Annotated in this window: 18 protein-coding genes and 1 pseudogene; 10 read left to right on the forward strand and 9 right to left on the reverse strand. The window is 65.7% G+C overall.

The window, feature by feature from the left end:
• Positions 1–295: pseudogene (locus RTW82_RS24855) on the reverse strand (hypothetical protein); the annotation flags it as partial.
• A 374-nt stretch (positions 296–669) separates the two neighbouring features.
• Between RTW82_RS24855 and RTW82_RS24860 the strand changes: the two are divergent.
• The gene (locus RTW82_RS24860; protein WP_316926771.1) at positions 670–1,662 is read left to right on the forward strand and encodes an alpha/beta hydrolase; all 993 of its coding nucleotides are present in this window, start codon (positions 670–672) and stop codon (positions 1,660–1,662) included.
• 183 nt (positions 1,663–1,845) lie between these two features.
• On the opposite strand, the gene glpD is transcribed toward RTW82_RS24860, so the two are convergent.
• Together glpD and RTW82_RS24870 are read right to left on the reverse strand one after the other, a co-directional pair.
• A complete protein-coding gene (gene glpD, locus RTW82_RS24865) occupies positions 1,846–3,372 on the reverse strand; it encodes a glycerol-3-phosphate dehydrogenase (protein ID WP_316926772.1) in 1,527 nt (508 codons plus the stop codon).
• 138 nt (positions 3,373–3,510) lie between these two features.
• A complete protein-coding gene (locus RTW82_RS24870; RefSeq protein WP_021222792.1) occupies positions 3,511–4,269 on the reverse strand; it encodes a DeoR/GlpR family DNA-binding transcription regulator in 759 nt (252 codons plus the stop codon).
• Between the two features lie 106 nt (positions 4,270–4,375).
• Between RTW82_RS24870 and ybaK the strand changes: the two genes are divergently transcribed.
• The 4 genes from ybaK to RTW82_RS24890 all read left to right on the forward strand — a co-directional run bounded on the left by ybaK (position 4,376) and on the right by RTW82_RS24890 (position 8,338).
• The gene (gene ybaK, locus RTW82_RS24875) at positions 4,376–4,846 is read left to right on the forward strand and encodes a Cys-tRNA(Pro) deacylase (protein ID WP_021222791.1); all 471 of its coding nucleotides are present in this window, start codon (positions 4,376–4,378) and stop codon (positions 4,844–4,846) included.
• Positions 4,847–4,875: 29 nt separating this feature from the next.
• The gene (glpK, locus tag RTW82_RS24880) at positions 4,876–6,372 is read left to right on the forward strand and encodes a glycerol kinase GlpK (protein WP_021222790.1); all 1,497 of its coding nucleotides are present in this window, start codon (positions 4,876–4,878) and stop codon (positions 6,370–6,372) included.
• A 39-nt stretch (positions 6,373–6,411) separates the two neighbouring features.
• A complete protein-coding gene (locus RTW82_RS24885; protein WP_316926773.1) occupies positions 6,412–7,203 on the forward strand; it encodes a substrate-binding periplasmic protein in 792 nt (263 codons plus the stop codon).
• A gap of 64 nt (positions 7,204–7,267) precedes the next feature.
• The gene (locus tag RTW82_RS24890) at positions 7,268–8,338 is read left to right on the forward strand and encodes a sensor domain-containing diguanylate cyclase (protein WP_265167854.1); all 1,071 of its coding nucleotides are present in this window, start codon (positions 7,268–7,270) and stop codon (positions 8,336–8,338) included.
• Here RTW82_RS24890 and RTW82_RS24895 read toward each other — a convergent pair.
• Together RTW82_RS24895 and argF are read right to left on the reverse strand one after the other, a co-directional pair.
• Positions 8,320–9,429, reverse strand: coding sequence for an ABC transporter ATP-binding protein (locus tag RTW82_RS24895; RefSeq protein ID WP_316926774.1), 1,110 nt, complete (start codon positions 9,427–9,429; stop codon positions 8,320–8,322). The genes RTW82_RS24890 and RTW82_RS24895 overlap by 19 nt on opposite strands.
• Entirely contained in the window at positions 9,426–10,343 is a 918-nt protein-coding gene (gene argF, locus RTW82_RS24900) for an ornithine carbamoyltransferase (RefSeq protein ID WP_316926775.1), read from the reverse strand. The genes RTW82_RS24895 and argF overlap by 4 nt, the downstream gene beginning before the upstream one ends.
• A gap of 473 nt (positions 10,344–10,816) precedes the next feature.
• On the opposite strand from argF, the gene RTW82_RS24905 reads away from it, so the two are divergent.
• The 3 genes from RTW82_RS24905 to grxD all read left to right on the forward strand — a co-directional run bounded on the left by RTW82_RS24905 (position 10,817) and on the right by grxD (position 13,929).
• Complete coding sequence (locus RTW82_RS24905; protein ID WP_043242824.1) at positions 10,817–11,254, forward strand: hypothetical protein; 438 nt, start codon at positions 10,817–10,819, stop codon at positions 11,252–11,254.
• 137 nt (positions 11,255–11,391) lie between these two features.
• On the forward strand, positions 11,392–13,500 hold the full coding sequence (locus tag RTW82_RS24910; RefSeq protein WP_316926776.1) for a molybdopterin oxidoreductase family protein: 2,109 nt from the start codon (positions 11,392–11,394) through the stop codon (positions 13,498–13,500).
• A 96-nt stretch (positions 13,501–13,596) separates the two neighbouring features.
• On the forward strand, positions 13,597–13,929 hold the full coding sequence (gene grxD, locus RTW82_RS24915) for a Grx4 family monothiol glutaredoxin (RefSeq protein ID WP_031289067.1): 333 nt from the start codon (positions 13,597–13,599) through the stop codon (positions 13,927–13,929).
• 61 nt (positions 13,930–13,990) lie between these two features.
• On the opposite strand, the gene bfr is transcribed toward grxD, so the two are convergent.
• The 4 genes from bfr to pyrC form a co-directional block, all read right to left on the reverse strand.
• Positions 13,991–14,461: a bacterioferritin gene (gene bfr / locus RTW82_RS24920; RefSeq protein ID WP_021222782.1), complete on the reverse strand. Its 471-nt coding sequence runs from the start codon at positions 14,459–14,461 to the stop codon at positions 13,991–13,993.
• Between the two features lie 198 nt (positions 14,462–14,659).
• Positions 14,660–14,878: a bacterioferritin-associated ferredoxin gene (locus tag RTW82_RS24925; RefSeq protein WP_021222781.1), complete on the reverse strand. Its 219-nt coding sequence runs from the start codon at positions 14,876–14,878 to the stop codon at positions 14,660–14,662.
• Positions 14,879–15,150: 272 nt separating this feature from the next.
• Positions 15,151–15,825, reverse strand: a complete 675-nt coding sequence (gene rnt, locus RTW82_RS24930; protein ID WP_021222780.1) for a ribonuclease T — start codon at positions 15,823–15,825, stop codon at positions 15,151–15,153.
• A complete protein-coding gene (gene pyrC / locus RTW82_RS24935) occupies positions 15,822–16,868 on the reverse strand; it encodes a dihydroorotase (RefSeq protein ID WP_316926777.1) in 1,047 nt (348 codons plus the stop codon). The genes rnt and pyrC overlap by 4 nt, the downstream gene beginning before the upstream one ends.
• A gap of 227 nt (positions 16,869–17,095) precedes the next feature.
• Here pyrC and RTW82_RS24940 point away from each other — a divergent pair, with 227 nt between their 5' ends.
• Both RTW82_RS24940 and RTW82_RS24945 read left to right on the forward strand, forming a co-directional pair.
• Positions 17,096–18,037 carry a flagellar protein MotY gene (locus tag RTW82_RS24940; protein ID WP_410478846.1) on the forward strand — a complete coding sequence of 314 codons (942 nt, stop codon included), beginning with the start codon at positions 17,096–17,098 and terminating at the stop codon, positions 18,035–18,037.
• Positions 18,038–18,164: 127 nt separating this feature from the next.
• The gene (locus RTW82_RS24945; RefSeq protein WP_263401131.1) at positions 18,165–19,382 is read left to right on the forward strand and encodes an argininosuccinate synthase; all 1,218 of its coding nucleotides are present in this window, start codon (positions 18,165–18,167) and stop codon (positions 19,380–19,382) included.
• The last annotated feature ends 104 nt before the right edge of the window (positions 19,383–19,486 follow it).

Below are 19,486 nucleotides of genomic sequence, written 5' to 3' on the forward strand. Positions count from 1 at the left end.
AACAGTTCCTTGGCGCGGTCGATGGCCAGTTGCTCGACCTTGTCGACGTATTCGCAGCCACCGTAGTAGCGCTTGCCCGGGTAGCCCTCGGCGTACTTGTTGGTCAGGCCGCTGCCCTGGGCTTCCATCACCCGCTGGCTGGTGTAGTGCTGCCCTGGGCTTCCATCACCCGCTGGCTGGTGTAGTTCTCGGAGGCGATCAGCTCGATGTGGTCTTCCTGGCGCTGTTCTTCTTCCTGCATCGCACTGAAGAGTTCGTCGTCGTAGCCCTGGATCTGGTCGTGCTTGCTGAACATGGGAAATCCTCGGTCATGGTCCTGGAGCAAGGGATAGCAAGGGCGGTGCCAGGGGCAGTAAATACAGGGTTATCAATGGGTTGGGAGTGTTTGGGGTGAGGCGCGGCGAAGCGGCTGTAGGGATTTCGCTACAACAGGGCGAACCCGGCCGCGCCCGCTGCAGTCTGACTCCCGTCAGCCCGGGCCTGCAGCGCCTGTAGCGTTGCCGTTACGCTGTAACGGAAGCGCTACAGGGCTTTTGGAAATGCCATTGCAGAGACCCGCAATGACCGTTGGGCGCCCTTCATGAAACTGTCACGGTTCTGTGGCAGTGCGCACGAAAGAGATTCATCAGAATCGCGTTTCACTGGGGTTTTGCGTTCTGGATTTTCATCATGCGTCTTTTCATTTTCCTCGCCGCCTTGCTGTGCGGCCTGCCTGCTTTTGCCTCCACGCGCTGCGATACGCAGGTGCCGACGGAGACCGTGCACCTGGGCGAAGTGCGGCTGGCCTACCAGAGCATCGGCGATGAAAAAGACCCGGCGCTGCTGCTGATCATGGGGCTGGGCGGCCAGCTCATCCACTGGCCGGACGAGGTGGTGGCGGCCCTTTGCGAGCAGGGTTTCCGGGTGATCCGCTATGACAACCGCGACGTCGGCCTTTCCGCCTGGACCCACCCTGAACCCGCCGCCAACCTGACCTACGAAGCGGTGCGCTACCGCCTGGGCTTCCCCGTGCAGGCGCCCTACAGCCTGCGTGAGATGGCCGGTGACACGCTGAGCCTGATGGACGCCCTGCATATCCGCCAGGCCCATGTGCTGGGCGCGAGCATGGGCGGGATGATCGCCCAGCATGTGGCCGATATCGCCCCGGAGCGGGTGCTGAGCCTGACCCTGGTGATGACCAGCTCCGGCGCCCAGGGGCTCCCGGCGCCGAGCCATGCGCTGATCGCCCTGCTGGCCCGCCGTGAGGCGCCGAGCCGCGAGGTGGCACTGGAGCAGCAGGCCGACCTGCTGGCCGCCCTGGGCAGCCCGGATGTGGCGGACGATCGCACCCAGCTGCTGGAGCAGGCCGCGCGGGCCTATGACCGTGCCTTCAACCCCGAGGGCGTGCAGCGGCAGATGCTGGCGATACTCGCCGAGCCGAGCCGCGTGGAGATGCTCAACCGCTTGAGCGTGCCGACCCTGGTGGTGCACGGCACCGCCGACCCGCTGCTGCCGGTGATGCATGGCGTGCACGTGGCGGCGCATATCAAGGGTTCGGAACTGAAGCTGATCCCGGGGCTGGCCCACCGCTTCCAGGAGGCCTTCAAGGAGCCCCTGCTGGCGGCAGTGCTGCCGCACTTGCTGGCCCATCGGCAGGTGGATGGGCACGTGGCGCAGCTGTGAGTTCTTCGCTCGAGAGCTGTGAGAGGGGGTGGGCTTCAGCCCACCAATAGACGCCCCACGGTCACCCCCCCACTTCGTGCCAGGCTCCCCGGGCTGAAGCCCAGGCTACCTACCGTGACGGGTAGTAAGGTGATTCCGTAGCCCGGGCTTCAGCCCGGGTTGCAGGGCGTACCTAGGAGCAGATCAGGCGGCATCGGCCTTGGGGCGGTTGAGCAGGTACTGGGCGAGGCGTTCCTGCTGGCCGGGGGTCATGAACAGGCCGAGCTTGGTGCGGCGCCAGAGGACGTCGTCCAGGCCGGTGGCCCATTCTTCGCGGCACAGGTAATCCACTTCACGGCTGTACAGGCCACCGCCGAGGTGATCGCCCAGGTCGGTGAGGTTCTGCACGCCTTCCAGCATCTTCCAGGTACGGCTGCCATAGGTGCCGGCCCAGCGCCGTGCCAGGCTGTCGGGCAGCCAGCCGAAACGGGCGCAGAGGGCCTCGGCCAGTTCGGCCTGGCTGCTCATCTGCTCGCCACCGGGCAGCGGCTGGCTAGCGGTCCAGCTCGGCTTGGCGTTGGGGAAGAACGGCGCCAGCTGGGCCAGGGCCGATTCGGCGAGCTTGCGGTAGGTGGTGAGCTTGCCGCCGAACACCGAGAGCAGCGGCGCTTCGCCCGGGTGGGCTTCCAGCGACAGGGTGTAGTCGCGGGTGACGGCCGAAGGGTCGTCGGACTCGTCATCGCACAGCGGGCGCACGCCGGAATAGGTGCGCAGGATGTCCTTCTCGCTGATCTGCTGCTTGAAGTGACGGTTGACCACATCCAGCAGGTAGGCGGTTTCCTCGGCACTGATCGCCACCTTGGCCGGGTCGCCCTGGTATTCGCGGTCGGTGGTGCCGATCAGGGTGAAGCGTTCCAGGTAGGGGATGGCGAAGACGATGCGGCGGTCCTCGTTCTGCAGGATGTAGGCGTGCTCGCCGTCATGCAGCCTGGGCACGATGATGTGGCTGCCCTGGATCAGGCGGATGCCGTAGGGCGACTTCTGCTTGAGGTCGTCCTTGATGAACTTCGCCACCCAGGGGCCGGCAGCGTTGACCAGGGCGCGGGCGCGGATCGACAGCAGGGTGCCGTCGGCGCGCTCCAGGTGGATGTGCAACAGGCCCTTGCTGCGGCGGGCGCTGACGCAGCGGGTGCGGGTGTGGATGTGCGCGCCGTTCTCGCGGGCGGCCATGGCGTTGAGCACCACCAGGCGGGCGTCGTCGACCCAGCAGTCGGAGTATTCGAAGCCGCGGGCGATATCCGCCTTCAGCGGGCTGCCGGCGCCGAACTTCAGGCCGCGGGAGCCCGGCAGCTTCTCGCGCTTGCCGAGGTGGTCATAGAGGAACAGGCCGGCGCGGATCATCCAGGCCGGGCGCAGGTGCGGGCGGTGGGGCAGGACGAAGCGCATGGGGCGGACGATGTGCGGGGCCTTGGCCAGCAGCACTTCGCGCTCGGCCAGGGCTTCGCGCACCAGGCGGAACTCGTAGTGCTCGAGGTAGCGCAGGCCGCCGTGGATCAGCTTGCTGCTGGCGGAGGAGGTGTGCTGGGCGAGGTCGTCCTTTTCGCAAAGGAAAACCGACAGCCCGCGCCCGGCCGCATCGGCGGCGATGCCCACGCCATTGATGCCGCCCCCGACGACGGCCAGGTCATAGACTTCGGAAATGGGCGATTGGCGGCTCATCGGAGGGTTCATGCAGGCGGCACCGTAAGTCGAAAGTGAACTTTGAATGTTCGTTTCCGAAAAATGCTAGTCGAATACGCATGAAACCGCCAGCCCGCATGCGTGGCTGCGAGCGGGTGGGCGACGAAAGGAGGGGCGCGCTGGCGCGGCTCAGACCAGGTCGAGGTGGACCTTGTGCTCGGCCATCAGGCGGGCCAGGGCGGGGGAGGGCGCGTGGTCGGTGATCACGCGGTCCACCAGAGCGATGGAGCCCAGGCGTACCACGGCGTTGCGGCCGAACTTGCTGGAGTCGGCGGCGAGCAGCACCTGGCGGGCGTTATCGATGATGGCCTGGGAGACGCGGACTTCCTGGTAGTCGAAGTCCAGCAGGCTGCCGTCATCGTCGATGCCGCTGATGCCGACGATGGCGTAGTCCACCTTGAACTGCTGGATGAAGTCCACCGCCGAGGGGCCGACGATGCCGCCGTCACTGCGCACCGTGCCGCCGGCCACCAGCACCTCGAAATCCGCGCGGTCGGCCAGTTGCGCGGCCACGTGCAGGTTGTTGGTGATGACCTTGAGGCCCTTGTGGCCCATGAGTTCGCGGGCGATGGCTTCGGTGGTGGTGCCGATGTTGATGAACAGCGAGGCATGGTCGGGGATCAGCGCCGCCACGGTTTCGGCGATGCGCTGCTTCTCGTCGCGCATCAGCCCGGCGCGCATGGCGTAGGCGGTGTTCTGGATGCTCGACGACTCGCTGGCGGCACCGCCGTGGGTGCGCCGCAGCAGGCCCTGTTCGGCCAACTGGTTGATGTCGCGGCGGATGGTCTGCGGGGTCACGGCGAAGGCCTGGGCCAGCTCGTCGATGCTGACGTAGCCACGGTCGCGGGCGAGGTCGAGGATTTCCTGCTGGCGAGGAGCCAAGGTCATGGGAACGGCTTCCGGATTTTTGTCGCGCATTATAGCGACGTGCTGCCGAACGGCGACTTTTCAGCTAAGGTACGCCCAATTCGCCCTCCTGTTTTCACAATCGAACATGACCCCTGCCATCGATCTGCTGAAGAAAGCCAAGGCCGAGCACAAGGTGCTCAGCTACACCCACGATCCCAAGGCGCCTTCTTATGGCCTGGAAGCGGCGGAGAAGCTTGGCCTGGACCCGGCGCGGGTGTTCAAGACGCTGCTGGCGGCCACCGAGAAGGGGGAGCTGCTGGTGGCCGTGGTGCCGGTGGCCGGCACCCTCGACCTCAAGGCGCTGGCCCATGCGGCCGGGGCCAAGAAGGTGGACATGGCAGCGGCGGATGCGGCCCAGCGCGCCACCGGCTACTTGGTGGGCGGCATCAGCCCGCTGGGGCAGAAGAAGCGCCTGCGCACCTTCATCGACGAATCGGCCCGGGCGCACCCGAGCATCCACGTCAGCGCCGGGCGGCGCGGCCTGGAAGTGGAACTGAGTGCGGACACCCTGGCCCAGCACACCCAGGCGCAGTTCGCGGCGATCGGCCGCGAGTGACGCCCCCATAACAACAAGGAAGCCTGCATATGGCCCAGTACCTACTTGCCATCGATCAGGGCACGACCAGCAGTCGCGCCATCGTCTTCAGCGCCCAGGGCCTGCCCGTGGCCCGCGCCCAGCAGGAGTTCAAGCAGTACTTCCCCAAGGACGGCTGGGTCGAGCACGACGGTGAGGAAATCTGGCTGACCACCCTCAAGGTCTGCCGCGAGGCGATCCAGAAGAGCGGCATGCCGGCTGCGGACATCGCCGCCATTGGCATCACCAACCAGCGCGAGACCACCCTGGTGTGGGACGCCGCCACCGGCACGCCGATCCACCCGGCCATTGTCTGGCAGGACCGCCGCACCGCCGATTACTGCTCGACCATGAAGGAGGCCGGCCACGAAGACGAAGTCGCCCGTCGCACCGGCCTGCTGATCGACCCCTACTTCTCCGCCACCAAGCTGCGCTGGATCCTCGAGAACGTGCCGGGCGCCCGTGCCCGCGCGGAACAGGGCGAGCTGCGCTTCGGCACCGTGGACTGCTTCCTGCTCTGGCGCCTGACCGGCGGCAAGGCGCACCGCACCGATGCCACCAACGCCTCGCGGACCATGCTCTTCAACATCCACACCCAGCAGTGGGACGAGGAGTTGCTCAAGCTGTTCGAGATCCCCGCCAGCCTGCTGCCGGAGGTGCTCGACAGCGCCGCCGACTTCGGCACCACCGAGGCGCCGCTGCTGGGCGCGGCCATCCCGGTGCTGGGCATGGCCGGTGACCAGCAGGCCGCGCTGATCGGCCAGGCCTGCTTCCAGCCCGGCATGGTCAAGAGCACCTACGGCACCGGCTGCTTCCTGATCCAGAACACCGGCGAGACGCCCGTGACCTCACGCAACCGCCTGCTCACCACCGTTGGCTATCGCCTGGACGGCAAGGTCACCTACGCGGTGGAGGGCAGCATCTTCGTCGCCGGCGCGGCGGTGCAGTGGTTGCGCGACGGCATCAAGCTGATCAGCCATGCCCGCGACACCGAGGCCCTGGCCGAGCAGACCGGCGATGCCTGCGGCGTGTACCTGGTGCCGGCCTTCACCGGCCTGGGTGCCCCCTACTGGGACCCGCGCGCCCGTGGCGCGATCTTTGGCCTGACTCGCGACACCGGGATCAAGGAGATCGTCACCGCCGGCCTGCAATCGGTCTGCTACCAGACCCGCGACCTGCTGGAGGCCATGAGCCAGGACGGCGCGGCCGCACCCAGCGCGCTGCGGGTGGATGGCGGCATGGTGGAGAACAACTGGGTGATGCAGTTCCTCGCCGATATCCTCGGCGTGGCGGTGGAACGCCCCGAGGTGACCGAGACCACGGCCCTGGGCGCGGCCTACCTGGCGGGCCTGAAGGCGGGGCTGTACCGCGACCTCGACGAGATCGCCCGGCACTGGCACCGCCAGCAGCGCTTCACCCCGCACATGGCGACCGCGCATCGGACCAAGCTTTACGACGGATGGCTGGATGCCGTCCAGCGGGTACGCAGCGAGGCCTCCGAGGCGTAAGCTGCACACTGGAGCGGTAAGCAACGCAGGGAGTTTGACGTGGCTGTCAGGGATGCACGTGTTCATCGACCATGGCGCAGGCTGGTTCTCGGCCTGTTCGCCCTTCTCGCCATCGGCCCCGTGCGGGCCGAGACCCTGGTCATTGCCGGGGATATCTGGTGCCCCATCAATTGCGCGCCCGAGTCGGCCAAGCCCGGCATCTTCGTCGAGCTGGCGCGGGATATCTTCGCCGAGGCCGGCATCCAGGTTGAGTACCGGGTGATCAACTGGGCGCGGGCCATCAGCGACGCGCGCACCGGCAAGCTCAACGCGGTGATAGGCGCCGGCATCCAGGATGCCCCGGACTTCCTCTATACCCCCACCGCGCCTGGCATTTCGCGCATGTGCTTCTACGTCGCCCAGGGTGCGCCCTGGCGCTACCAGGGGCTGGGTTCGCTGGCGCAGGTGCGCCTGGGCACCATCAACAGCTACAGCTATGGCCAGGAAATCGACGCCTACGTCCGCATGCATCGCGCCAAGGGCGACCGGGTGCAGGTGGTTTCCGGCGAGCAGGCACTGGAGATGAATGTGGAGAAGGTGCGCTTCGGCCGCCTCGACGCCACGGTGGAGAACAGCTGGGTGATGGAGAACCTGCTGGCCCGTACCCGCCAGCAGGACCGCCTGCAGTCGGCGGGCTGCCGCGCCCCGGACGTGCCCATCTACCTGGCCTTCTCGCCCGCCATTGAGGCCAGCGCCCGCTACAACGCCCTGTTCGAGGCGGGCCTGCAGCGTTACCGCGCCTCGGGCCGGCTGGATGCCCTGATGCGCAGCTATGGTGTGACGACGCCCTGATTGGCGGCGGAGTTCCGACGCCTGTCTATACTCCCGGCCATTCATCGTTATAGAAGGGGAGCCCATGCAGCCCTCCCGACATCAGCTGCTGCGCCTGCGAAGGGTATCGCTGGCCAGTGGTGCATCGTTGTTGTTCCTGCTGTTGTGCTGGTCGGCGCATGCCGCCGGCTACCTGGGCCTGAGCCTGGGCGGCATGCTCTTGCTCACGGGCCTGGTCGGGCTCAGTTGCCTGGCGTTCCTGGCCCTGGTGCGCAGCAACCTCAACCTGCGCTTCCATGATCCCAGCCTGACGCTGCCGCTGATGAGCTGGGCGATCTGCGTGATCTTCGCCACCGCCTACCATGCCGGCGAGCTGCGCCTGCTGTTTTTGATGACGGTGCTGCTGGTGCTGATGTTCGGCACCTTCCGCCTGCTGTTGCGCGGCTTTTTGCTGGTGATCCTGCTGACGGCCGTGTGCTACGCGTTGCTGATCAGCTCGCTGGTCGCTTCGGGCCGGGAGCTGGACCTGCACAGCGAGGCGATCCAGGCGGTGGAGTTCTTCGTGCTGCTGACCGGCGTCGGCCTGCTCTCCCTGGAGATGAACGGCCTGCGGCGCAGCCTGGTGCAGCGCAACAACGACTTGCGCCTGGCCTTGGAGAGCATCCAGAAGCTGGCCATCACCGACGAACTCACGGGCCTCTACAACCGCCGCTTCACCAAGGAAATCCTCGCCCAGCAGAAAGCCCTGGCCGATCGGGGCGACTACGGCTTCGTGCTCTGCCTGGTGGACCTGGACTACTTCAAGAACGTCAACGATCGCTATGGCCACGGCTGTGGCGACGCGGTGCTGCGCCAGCTGTCGAAGATGCTGCAGGAGTCGGTGCGGGATGTGGACTTCGTGGCGCGGCTGGGGGGCGAGGAGTTCCTGCTGGTGCTCTCGCGCACCAACGAGGCGGGGGCCGAGGTGATGCTGGAACGCTTGCAGGCCAAGGTGCGTGCGGCGCACTGGGACGAATGCCCGGGGTTGAAGCTGACGCTGTCCCTGGGGGTCAGCGCCTATCGACCCGGCGAATCCTGGGAGGAAAGCCTGCTACGGGTCGATATGGCGCTTTACGAGGCCAAGCACAGCGGCCGCGATCAGCTCGCGGTGCTGTAGCGGCGCACGCCCTCGTCCTGCATCGCGGCCTGGGCGGCGACGCTGCCATGGGCGGGGAACACCACCAGGTGATCGGCGGCCACGCGGATGCCCACGTGCTGGCCGGGCTGGTGGTCGGCGTGGCTGGGAAAAATGGCTTCCAGCTGGGTGCCGGTGGACAGTTGCAGGCGGTACAGGGTGGCGGCACCGAGGAAGGTCTTGCCGGTCACCAGGGCCTTGAGCTCACCCTCGGGCGCCGGGACGATGTCGTCGGGGCGCAGCAGCACGTCCACCGCGCTGCCTTCCGGCCAGGCGTAGGCACGGTTGCCACGGATCAGGCCGAGTTCGGTCTGCACCGTGTCCGGGCACACCTGCTGGCCACGGATGAAGTAGCCCTGGCCGACGAAGCTGGCGACGAAGGGGGTCGCCGGCTCGTGGTAGAGGTTGTAGGGGGTGTCCCACTGCTCCAGGTTGCCGTTGTTGAACACGCCGACCTGGTCGCTCACTGCAAAGGCTTCTTCCTGGTCATGGGTGACCAGCACGGCGCTGGTGCCACGGGCCTTGAGGATGTCGCGCACCTCGAGGCTGAGGCGACGGCGCAGCTCGCCATCGAGGTTGGAGAAGGGTTCGTCGAGCAGCAGCAGCGCCGGCTCGGGGGCCAGGGCGCGGGCCAGGGAGACGCGTTGCTGCTGGCCGCCGGAGAGTTCGTTGGGGTAGCGCTTGGCCAACTGGCCGAGCTTGACCAGCTCCAGCAGCTCACCGGTGATGCGCGCTCGCTCGGGGTGCTTGCGGATGCCGAAGGCGACGTTCTCTTCCACGGTGAGGTGGGGGAACAGCGCGTAGTCCTGGAACACCATGCCGATGCGGCGTTTTTCCGGGGCCAGGGTGAAACCGGCCCTGGAGATGACCTCACCGGCCAGCTCGATCTCGCCTTCGAACACCGGCTCGAAACCGGCGATGGCGCGCAGGGTGGTGGTCTTGCCGCAGCCCGATGGCCCCAGCAGGCAACCGATGTCGCCGGCGTTGAGGTGCAGGTTGAGGTTCTGTACGACGCGCTGGTCCTGGTAGCCGCAGCTCAGGTTGCGCAGGTTTAGAAGCAGTTCGTGGCTCATGCTCGGGACGCGTGTTCGACGAGGAATTCCAGCAGCGCCTTTTGCGCATGCAGGCGGTTTTCTGCCTGGTCCCAGGCCACGGAACGCGGGTCGTCGAGCAGGTCCATGCTGATTTCCTCGCCCCGGTGCGCCGGCAGGCAGTGCATGAAGATAACCGCTTCATCGGCCAGCGCAAGCAGCGCCTGGTTCACCTGGTAGGGCTTGAAAAGCGCCAGGCGCTGCGCGGTCTCTTCTTCCTGGCCCATGGAGGTCCACACGTCGGTGCTCACCAGGTGGGCGCCGCGTACCGCTTCGCGCGGGTCACGCAGTACCTGCACGCGGTCGCCGGCCTGGGCGAGGAACGCCGGGTTGGGCTCGAAGCCTTCCGGGCAGGCGACGTTGAGGCGGAAGTCGAACTGGATCGCCGCTTCTATATAGGTGTTGCACATGTTGTTGCCGTCGCCGATCCAGGCCACGGTCTTGCCCTGGATGGCGCCGCGGTGTTCCTGAAAGGTCTGCATGTCGGCCAGCAACTGGCACGGGTGCAAGTCGTCGGACAGGCCGTTGATCACCGGTACGCGGGAGTTGGCGGCGAACTCCACCAGCTTGCTGTGGGCGAAGGTGCGGATCATCACCGCATCGAGCATGCGCGACATGACGATGGCGCAGTCGCTGATCGGCTCGCCCCGGCCCAGCTGGGTGTCGCGGGGCGAGAGGAAGATCGCCTGGCCACCGAGCTGGATCATGCCGGCCTCGAAGGAGAGGCGGGTGCGGGTGGAGGCCTTCTCGAAGATCATGCCCAGCACGCGGCTTTTCAGGGGCTCGTAGGGGACGCCTCGGTGGCGCAGGTCCTTCAGCTCGATGGCTCGACGGATCAGGCTGCTCAGCTCCTGGGGGGTGCAATCCATCAGGGAGAGAAAGTGCCTTGCGCTCATTGCTGACTACCTTTTTTGCCTCTGGCCGCGGGTCCTGGTCGGTTTTTTCAGGGAAAAGCAGGCGGGACCGGCGGGCTAAGCCGCACGGGGCGACGGAATAGGGGGAGGCGCGATCTTATAAGGAATTGTCGCACTCTGCCAACCAGTGCCTCGAGGGGCCCGTGCCAGAGAGGTGCCGGCGTCTTTGTCGGCGGCTGGGCGAGGGGGTGGTGGGAACCACCCTGGCCGATAGGCAAGGCGTGCGGTCTGGGATCGCGGCCGAAGGGGATGGCACGAACGCCTGGCCGAGTGCGAGGAAGTTCGGCGAAAAGGTGGGGTTTGGGAAATTTCCAGGGGACAAATCAGCCTGCATGAACTTATGCGACTCAGGGCGCGTTGCTAGCGTGTGCCACCTCGAAATCACTCGGTTTCGGGGGCAGGGTCCGCTTACGGATGTTGGGCCCGGCCAGCATGTTCTGATCATGGAGATATCAATGAAGAAGTTCCTCGCACCTGCCGCCCTGGTCGTCGCTATTGGCGGTATGACCGGTTGCAGCACCTACAACGTCAGCCAGCCGAGCGCTCCGCTCAACGGCAACGTCAAGACCGGCCTGAAGGCCGACGTGGCGGTAGGTGAGCCGATCAGCGGGCAGTCCGAAGTGAACATCCTGTTCCACTTCTTGCAGTTCGGCGGCGATTCCCAGTTCGCCGATGGCGTGGTCTATGGCGGTGATGCCGGGGGCAGCCTGCCTTTCGGGCCCGATCCCATCTCGGCGGTGAAATCCGCTGCCGCGTTCAAGGCCGTCAAGTCCTCGGGTGCCGACCTGATCGTGGCGCCGCGCTACGAGCTCACCATCCAGGACTATTTCGTCTTCAAGAAAGTGAGCGCCAAGGTGACCGGCAACAAGGGCACCATCCAGTCCATCCGCTGACCCGCGAAGCGAATCGGCAGGCCTGATGCCTGCCGATTCATATCGTTGAATCTACTGGCCGACCGATCGATCTGCTTCCATAGTTCTGCTCTTGCGACCCGACCGGTCGTCTCGACACAAGAACATGAGGCAAGGCCATGACCAAGTCCGTTCACCACCGTGCATGCCATCTCTGCGAAGCCATCTGCGGGCTGACCATCGAAACCGAGGACCGGGACGACGGCTCCCGCCACATCCTCTCCATCAAGGGCGATGCCCAGGACAGCTTCAGCCGTGGCCATATCTGCCCCAAGGCGGTGGCCCTGCAGGACATCCAGAACGACCCCGACCGCCTGCGCCAGCCCATGCGCCGCGCCGGCAGCGAGTGGCAGCCCATCGGCTGGGATGAAGCCTTCGCCATGGTTGCCGAGCGCCTGGCCGAGATCCAGGCCCGTCACGGCAACAACGCGGTGGCGGTGTACCAGGGCAACCCCAGCGTGCACAACTACGGGCTGATGACCCACAGCAACTACTTCCTCGGCCTGCTGAAGACCCGCAGCCGCTTCTCCGCGACCTCGGTGGACCAGTTGCCCCATCACCTGGTGAGCCAGCAGATGTACGGCCATGGCCTGCTGATCCCCATCCCCGATATCGACCACACCGGCTTCATGCTGATCCTCGGTGGCAACCCGCTGGCGTCCAACGGCAGCATCATGACCGTGCCCGATGTGGAGAAGCGCCTGAAGGCCCTCAAGGCCCGGGGCGGCCGCCTGGTGGTGGTGGACCCGCGCCGCAGCGAGACGGCGGCCATCGCCGACCAGCACCTGTTCGTGCGCCCCGGCCAGGATGCCGCGTTGCTGCTGGCGCTGCTCAACACCCTGTTCGAGGAGAACCTGGGCCGCGGCACCCACCTGGCCGTCGACGGGCTGGATGACGTGCGCCGCGCCATCAGCGGCTTCACCGCCGAGACCATGGGTCCCCGTTGCGGCATCGACGCCGCGGCCATCCGCCAGCTGGCGCGGGACTTCGCCGCCGCAGAAAGCGCCGTCTGCTACGGGCGCATGGGGGTTTCCACCCAGGCCTTCGGCAGCCTCTGCCAGTGGCTGATCCAGTTGATCAACCTGGTCACCGGCAACGTCGACAGCGTCGGCGGCGTGCTCTGCACCGAGCCGGCGGTGGACCTGGTGGCGACCACTGGCGGCGGGCATTTCAACCGCTGGCAGAGCCGCGTTTCCGGTTTGCCGGAATACGGCGGCGAGCTGCCCGTCTCAGCCCTGGCCGAAGAGATGCTGACCCCGGGTGACGGGCAGATCCGCGCGCTGGTGACGGTGGCCGGCAACCCGGTGCTGTCCACCCCCAACGGGCGGCGCCTGGAGCAGGCCCTGGACGGCCTGGACTTCATGCTCAGCATCGACCTCTACATCAACGAGACGACGCGCTACGCCGACCTGATCCTGCCGCCCACCGCGCCGCTGGAGCACGATCACTACGACACCACCTTCAACGTCTTCGCGGTGCGCAACGTCACCCGCTTTAACGAGCCGGTGCTGGCCAAGCCCCAGGGCGCCCTGCACGACTGGGAGATCTTCGTCGGCCTGGCCCAGGCCTTCGCCGCGCGCACCGGTGTCGAACTGAAGCCGACCCTGGAGCCGAAGCAGATGATCGACATGGGCCTGCGCTTCGGCCCTTATGGCGATCGTTCCGAGCACAAGCTCTCGGTGCAGCGCCTGGGTGATTTCCCCCATGGGCTGGACCTGGGCCCGCTCAAACCCAACCTGGCGGGGCGCTTGAAAACGGCTGACAAGCGCGTGGTCGGCGCACCGTCGATCTTCCTCGGCGACCTGGGCCGTTTCGCCGCCCAGCAGCTGCCGGCGGAAGGCGAGCTGGTGCTCATCGGCCGGCGCCACGTGCGCAGCAACAACTCCTGGATGCACAACTACCACCGCCTGGTGAAGGGCAAGCCACGTCATCAGCTGCTGATGAATCCGGGCGACCTGGAGCGTCGCGGGTTGGTGGACGGGCAGCGGGTGCGGGTGCGTTCGCGGGTGGGGATGATCGAGGTGGAGGTGGCGGCCAGCGAGGAGATGATGCCCGGCGTCGTCAGCCTGCCCCATGGCTGGGGTCATGCACGGCCCGGGGTGATGATGGGCATCGCCAGCGAGCAGCCTGGGGCCAGCGCCAACGACCTGACCGACGAGCGGCAGCTGGATGCGGTCTCCGGCAATGCCGCGCTGAATGGGGTGCCGGTGGAGGTGGTGGCCGCCTGAAAGTCGTAGGGGCAAGCCCGAGCGTTGTGCTCGGACTTCCGTTACAATGCCGCCATCCTGCCGACCGACGAGTCGGAACGTTCAGCCGAGGTAGCCATGGATATCATCGAAACCATCAAAGAGCAGATCGCCAACAACACCGTACTGCTGTACATGAAGGGCTCGCCGAATGCCCCGCAGTGCGGCTTCTCCGCGCGTGCCGCGCAGGTGGTCATGGGCTGTGGCGAGAAGTTCGCCTATGTCGACATCCTGCAGAACCCGGAAATCCGCGCCAACCTGCCCACCTACGCCAACTGGCCGACCTTCCCCCAACTCTGGGTGGGCGGTGAGCTGGTCGGTGGTAGCGACATCCTTGCCGAGATGTTCGACAAGGGCGAGCTGCAGCAACTGATCAAGGATGCAGTGAGCAAGTCCGGCGCCAGCGCCTGATACCGCTCCCGCTCCAAAAGAAAAGCCCCGCAGATGCGGGGCTTTTTCATGTCCGGACGTTTTATTCGTCCATCTGCGACTGCAGGTAGTTCTCCAGGCCGACCTTGTCGATCAGGCCCAGCTGGGTTTCCAGCCAGTCGATGTGCTCTTCCTCGGATTCGAGGATGTCTTCGAGCAGTTCGCGGGTGCCGTAGTCACCGACGCTTTCGCAGTAGGCGATGGCGGCTTTCAGGTCCGGTACGGCGGTCAGTTCCAGCTTCAGGTCGCTGGCGAGCATTTCCTTGGTGTTCTCGCCGATCATCAGCTTGCCCAGGTCCTGGAGGTTGGGGATGCCTTCCAGGAAGAGGATGCGCTTGATGAGCTTGTCGGCGTGTTTCATCTCGTCGATGGACTCGTGGTACTCGTGCTTGCCGAGCTTCTCCAGGCCCCAGTCCTCGTACATGCGGGCATGCAGGAAGTACTGGTTGATGGCCACAAGTTCGTTGCCGAGGATCTTGTTGAGATGCTGGATGACTTTCTTGTCGCCTTTCATGTGGAGTCCTGCCGTGCAAAGGGGTGGAAGTGATCGAATTTTATCCAGTCGCCCGGCAAAGTCAACGTAAGTTATTGATTAGTAAGATAATTTGAATGTGAATAAGAATGTTTAGATTCCGCGTCTTGGCGCTAACTGCTTGAATTGTTGGCATAAAAAAACCGGACGCCAGGTCCGGTTCTTCAAAACTGATTTGTATCAGGCAGGCACGAAGGTCGCGGGATAGGCGAGGGCGGCCTGGCTGCTCTGTACTTCGGTGAGGGTTTCACGCACCACCTGCTTGGCGAGGCAGGCGCATTTGCCGCATTGGGTGCCAACGCCGAGGGTCTCGCGGACCTCGCGGTAGCTGCAGCAGCCTTCATAGATCGCATCACGAATGTGGCCGTCAGTGACACCTTGGCAGAGACAGACGTACATGGGTGGGCTCAACGCTCGGTAGTGGGCTTGATGGAAAGCGATACTAATCAGAATGAGAATGATTGTCAAAGTCCGTCCGTCAGGCTGCATTCCAGAGCGGTCCGGGCGTTAAACCAGGGCGAGGTGCCAGGTCCGGTGGTGCGATTCCGGGCTCCGCGACGTTGGGCCTCGCTGCGCTCGGCGCCAAACTACGGGGCAACGTAAAGCCCAGGTAAAAGAAAGCCCGGCATTGGCCGGGCTTTCTTATATAGGGGCTGTGGATAACGGCGACCTCAGTCGTCGTCTTCCATCCAGCCGCCCATTTCCTTCCAGCGGTTGACGATGCCGCAGAACAGCTCGGCGGTCTTCTCGGTGTCGTAGCGCGCGGAGTGGGCTTCGCGGCCGTCGAACTCGATGCCGGCCACCTGGCAGGCCTTGGCCAGGACGGTCTGCCCGTAGGCGAGGCCGGCGAGGGTGGCAGTGTCGAAGCTGGAGAAGGGGTGGAAGGGGTTGCGCTTGAGCCCGGTGCGGTTCACGGCGGCATTGAGGAAGCCCAGGTCGAAGCTGCTGTTGTGCCCCACGAGGATGGCGCGCTTGCAGCCGCTGGCCTTGATCGACTTGCGCAGGCCCCGGAAGATTTCATTCAGCGCGTGCTCTTCGCTCACCGCCATGCGCAGCGGGTGGTCGAGCTTGATGCCGGTGAACTCCAGCGCCGCCTGTTCGATGTTGGCGCCTTCGAACGGCTCGATGCGGAAGAAGTGGGTGTGGTCCGGGTAGAGGAAGCCCTGTTCGTCCATGGCGATGGTGGTCGCCGCGATCTCCAGCAGGGCGTCGGTGGCGGCATTGAAACCGCCGGTCTCCACGTCCACCACCACGGGCAGGTAGCCGCGGAAGCGGGCGGCCATGGGGTGGCGAGGGCCTTGGGGCAGGCTGCCGTCGAGCTCGTCGTCGTACAGGTCTTCGCTCACGCGTTTTTCTCCAGCAGGCGCCAGCGCAGCTTCTCGCCAGCGCGCAGCGGGATTACGGTCTGCTCGCCCAGCGGCAGGCTTGCGGGGGCGGTCCATTCTTCACGGACCAGGGTGATGCTGTCGGTGTTGCGCGGCAGGCCGTAGAAGTCCGGGCCGTTCTTGCTGGCGAAGGCTTCCAGCTTGTGCAGGGCGTTGCGCTGCTCGAAGGCCTCGGCATACAGCTCGATGGCTGCGTAGGCGGTGTAGCAGCCGGCGCAGCCGCAGGCGGCTTCCTTGGCGTGCTTGGCGTGGGGCGCCGAGTCGGTGCCGAGGAAGAAGCGCGTGCTGTCGCTGGTGGCCGCATCCAGCAGGGCTTCCTGGTGGGTGTTGCGCTTGAGGATCGGCAGGCAATAGAAGTGCGGGCGGATGCCGCCGACCAGCATGTGGTTGCGGTTGTACAGCAGGTGGTGGGCGGTGATGGTCGCGCCGACGTTGGCCGAGGCGGCCTCCACGAACTGCACGGCGTTGCGGGTGGTGATGTGCTCGAAGACCACCTTCAGGGTCGGGAAACGCTCGACCACGCGGCGCAGGTGCTCGTCGATGAAGATCTTCTCGCGGTCGAACACGTCGACATCGCCACGGGTCACTTCACCGTGGACCAGCAGCAGCATGCCGACTTCGGCCATGGCTTCCAGGGCCGGGAAGATGGTGTCGATGCTGGTGACGCCCGAATCCGAGTTGGTGGTCGCGCCGGCCGGGTACAGCTTGGCGGCATGGACGAAGCCGGAAGCCTTGGCCGCGCGGATGTCCTCGGGGCGGGTGCGGTCGGTGAGGTAGAGCACCATCAGCGGCTCGAAGCGGCTGCCGGCCGGGCGTGCGGCGAGGATGCGCTGGCGATAGGCATCGGCCTCTTCGGCGTTGCGCACCGGGGGCACCAGGTTGGGCATGATGATGGCGCGGCCAAAGGTGCGCGCGGCATCGGCGACTGTGTGGGACAGCACGGCACCATCGCGCAGATGGATGTGCCAGTCGTCGGGGCGCAGCAAGGTCAAACGGTCGGACATGGGGGGCTTCCAGGCGGGCAAAACTCGTCGTGCATGCTACCGGAAAAGCTTTTTCGGGGCACGCGGGGCTTGTGTTTCAAGGCGTCGGCGGTTTTTTCACGGTGTGACAGCGAAGACCCTGCGGCGGCGCTGCGGGCAACGAACGGATACGGCGAATCCACTCAAGTTTTGCAGGCCGCCACCGATAGCCCTAGGGAGTGCAGAAATTTCCCGTGGAGCCCGCCGTCGTGCGCCAGTGCTATGTCGCCCTGCTCAGCCTGTTCGCCAGCCTTCCGGCCATGGCCATCACCTTCCAGACGCGCCTGGAGAAGGCCGAGTGGGCGGTCGAGGGCGACAAGTTCGAGTGCCGCCTGTCGCAACCGATCACCGACTTCGGCAGCGGTGAGTTCGTGCGCCGCGCCGGCGAGCAGGTGACCTTCCGTCTCAAGGCCCGCGAACGCTGGATGGGCGCCGGTTCGGCCACCCTGCTGGCCGCCGCCGCCCCCTGGCAGCCCGGGCGTGGCGACATCAACCTGGGCGCCGTCAGCGTCGGCAATGGCGAAGTCCCGTTCAACAGCAGCCAGCTCCAGGGTGGGCGCCTGCTCACCGGCCTGCTGGAAGGCCGCAGCCCGCTGGTACGCCATCGTACCCTGCAGGGCGGCGAAGCCATGGAAGTGCGCCTGCTGCCGGTGAATTTCAACAAGGCCTACAACGACTACCTCGCCTGCACCACCAAGCTGCTGCCGGTGAACTTCGACCAGATCAAGAGCGCCCAGGTCTCGTTCCCGGGCGGCGGCACGGCGCTGGACGAAATGGGCCGTGCGCGGCTGGAGATCATCCTCGACTACCTCAAGGCCGATCCCAGCGTGAACCACGTCGAGATCGACGGTCACTCCGACAACGCCGGCAATCGCCTGACCAACCGCGACCTCTCGCGCCGTCGCGCCCTGGCGGTGTTCGACTACTTCAAGGCCAACGGCATTCCCGAGTCGCACATGGTCATGCGCTTCCATGGCGAGCGCTACCCGCTGGTGCCCAACAGCAACGAAGCCAACCGGGCGAAGAACCGTCGCGTCACCCTCGCCCTGTCTCGCGAAGCCGAAGCACCGCCTCCCGCCGAAACGCCGGCAGCGGCCCCTGCACCGATCATCCCCGAGGCCGACAAGGCCACCCAGGGCGCGGCGTCCTGAGCCCGCCCGGGTCGATTCGACGAAAGAATCTGTCGCTTGGTCGTCATTGCCTGTCGCGCCACTGTAATTTGGCCGCCAGGGTCAGTAGAATCACGGGTTTTTCGCACAACCCCGTGGAGTTGATGGCATGGCGGACGTAAAGAAGGTTGTCCTGGCGTATTCCGGTGGCCTGGACACCTCGGTAATCCTCAAGTGGCTGCAAGATACCTATAACTGCGAAGTGGTGACCTTCACCGCCGACCTCGGTCAGGGCGAAGAGGTCGAGCCGGCCCGTGCCAAGGCCCAGGCCATGGGCGTCAAGGAAATCTACATCGACGACCTGCGCGAAGAGTTCGTCCGCGACTTCGTGTTCCCGATGTTCCGCGCCAACACCATCTATGAAGGCGAGTACCTGCTGGGTACCTCCATCGCCCGTCCGCTGATCGCCAAGCGCCTGATCGAGATCGCCAACGAGACCGGCGCCGACGCCATCTCCCACGGCGCCACCGGCAAGGGCAACGACCAGGTCCGCTTCGAGCTGGGCGCCTATGCGCTGAAGCCGGGCGTGAAAGTGATCGCCCCCTGGCGCGAGTGGGACCTGCTGTCCCGCGAGAAGTTGATGGACTATGCCGAGAAGCACGCCATCCCGATCGAGCGCCACGGCAAGAAGAAGTCGCCGTACTCCATGGACGCCAACCTGCTGCACATCTCCTATGAAGGCGGCGTGCTGGAAGACACCTGGACCGAGCACGAAGAAGACATGTGGAAGTGGACCAAGTCGCCGGAAGCGGCGCCGGACACCCCCACCTACATCGAGCTGACCTACCGCGCCGGCGACATCGTCGCCATCGACGGCAAGGACATGTCCCCGGCCCAGGTGCTGACCGAGCTGAACCGCATCGGTGGCGAGAACGGCATCGGCCGCCTCGACATCGTCGAGAACCGCTATGTCGGCATGAAGTCCCGTGGCTGCTACGAGACCCCCGGCGGCACCATCATGCTGCGCGCCCACCGCGCCATCGAGTCGATCACCCTGGACCGCGAAGTGGCCCACCTGAAAGACGAGTTGATGCCCAAGTACGCCAGCCTGATCTACACCGGCTACTGGTGGAGCCCCGAGCGCCTGATGCTGCAACAGATGATCGACGCCTCGCAGACCAACGTGAACGGTGTCGTGCGCCTGAAGCTGTACAAGGGCAACGTCGTGGTGGTCGGCCGCAAGTCCGACGACTCGCTGTTCGATGCCAACATCGCGACCTTCGAGGAAGACGGCGGCGCCTACAACCAGGCGGACGCGGCGGGCTTCATCAAGCTCAACGCCCTGCGCATGCGCATCGCCGCCGGCAAGGGCCGCAAGCTGTTCTGAGCTGGAAGCCGAGAGCCTGAAGCGGGAAGACTTCCCGCTTCGGGCTTGCGGCTTTAAGCTGCCTTCCAAGCCCCGGTCACGAGCCGGGGCTTGTCGTTTCAAGC

This window comes from Pseudomonas sp. zfem005 (assembly GCF_032621735.1).
GTDB classification, from domain to species: Bacteria; Pseudomonadota; Gammaproteobacteria; order Pseudomonadales; family Pseudomonadaceae; genus Metapseudomonas; species Metapseudomonas solani.

Bases quoted from the DNA above. Each gene is read 5' to 3' on its own strand.
- RTW82_RS24905 (WP_043242824.1), top strand. From the start codon at position 10,817: ATGAAGAAGTTCCTCGCACCTGCCGCCCTGGTCGTCGCTATTGGCGGT.
- RTW82_RS24895 (WP_316926774.1), bottom strand. From the start codon at position 9,429: ATGAGCCACGAACTGCTTCTAAACCTGCGCAACCTGAGCTGCGGCTAC.
- ybaK (WP_021222791.1), top strand. From the start codon at position 4,376: ATGACCCCTGCCATCGATCTGCTGAAGAAAGCCAAGGCCGAGCACAAG.
- grxD (WP_031289067.1), top strand. From the start codon at position 13,597: ATGGATATCATCGAAACCATCAAAGAGCAGATCGCCAACAACACCGTA.
- RTW82_RS24925 (WP_021222781.1), bottom strand. From the start codon at position 14,878: ATGTACGTCTGTCTCTGCCAAGGTGTCACTGACGGCCACATTCGTGAT.
- glpK (WP_021222790.1), top strand. From the start codon at position 4,876: ATGGCCCAGTACCTACTTGCCATCGATCAGGGCACGACCAGCAGTCGC.
- RTW82_RS24890 (WP_265167854.1), top strand. From the start codon at position 7,268: ATGCAGCCCTCCCGACATCAGCTGCTGCGCCTGCGAAGGGTATCGCTG.
- RTW82_RS24870 (WP_021222792.1), bottom strand. From the start codon at position 4,269: ATGACCTTGGCTCCTCGCCAGCAGGAAATCCTCGACCTCGCCCGCGAC.
- glpD (WP_316926772.1), bottom strand. From the start codon at position 3,372: ATGAACCCTCCGATGAGCCGCCAATCGCCCATTTCCGAAGTCTATGAC.
- bfr (WP_021222782.1), bottom strand. From the start codon at position 14,461: ATGAAAGGCGACAAGAAAGTCATCCAGCATCTCAACAAGATCCTCGGC.
- RTW82_RS24945 (WP_263401131.1), top strand. From the start codon at position 18,165: ATGGCGGACGTAAAGAAGGTTGTCCTGGCGTATTCCGGTGGCCTGGAC.
- pyrC (WP_316926777.1), bottom strand. From the start codon at position 16,868: ATGTCCGACCGTTTGACCTTGCTGCGCCCCGACGACTGGCACATCCAT.
- argF (WP_316926775.1), bottom strand. From the start codon at position 10,343: ATGAGCGCAAGGCACTTTCTCTCCCTGATGGATTGCACCCCCCAGGAG.
- RTW82_RS24860 (WP_316926771.1), top strand. From the start codon at position 670: ATGCGTCTTTTCATTTTCCTCGCCGCCTTGCTGTGCGGCCTGCCTGCT.
- RTW82_RS24910 (WP_316926776.1), top strand. From the start codon at position 11,392: ATGACCAAGTCCGTTCACCACCGTGCATGCCATCTCTGCGAAGCCATC.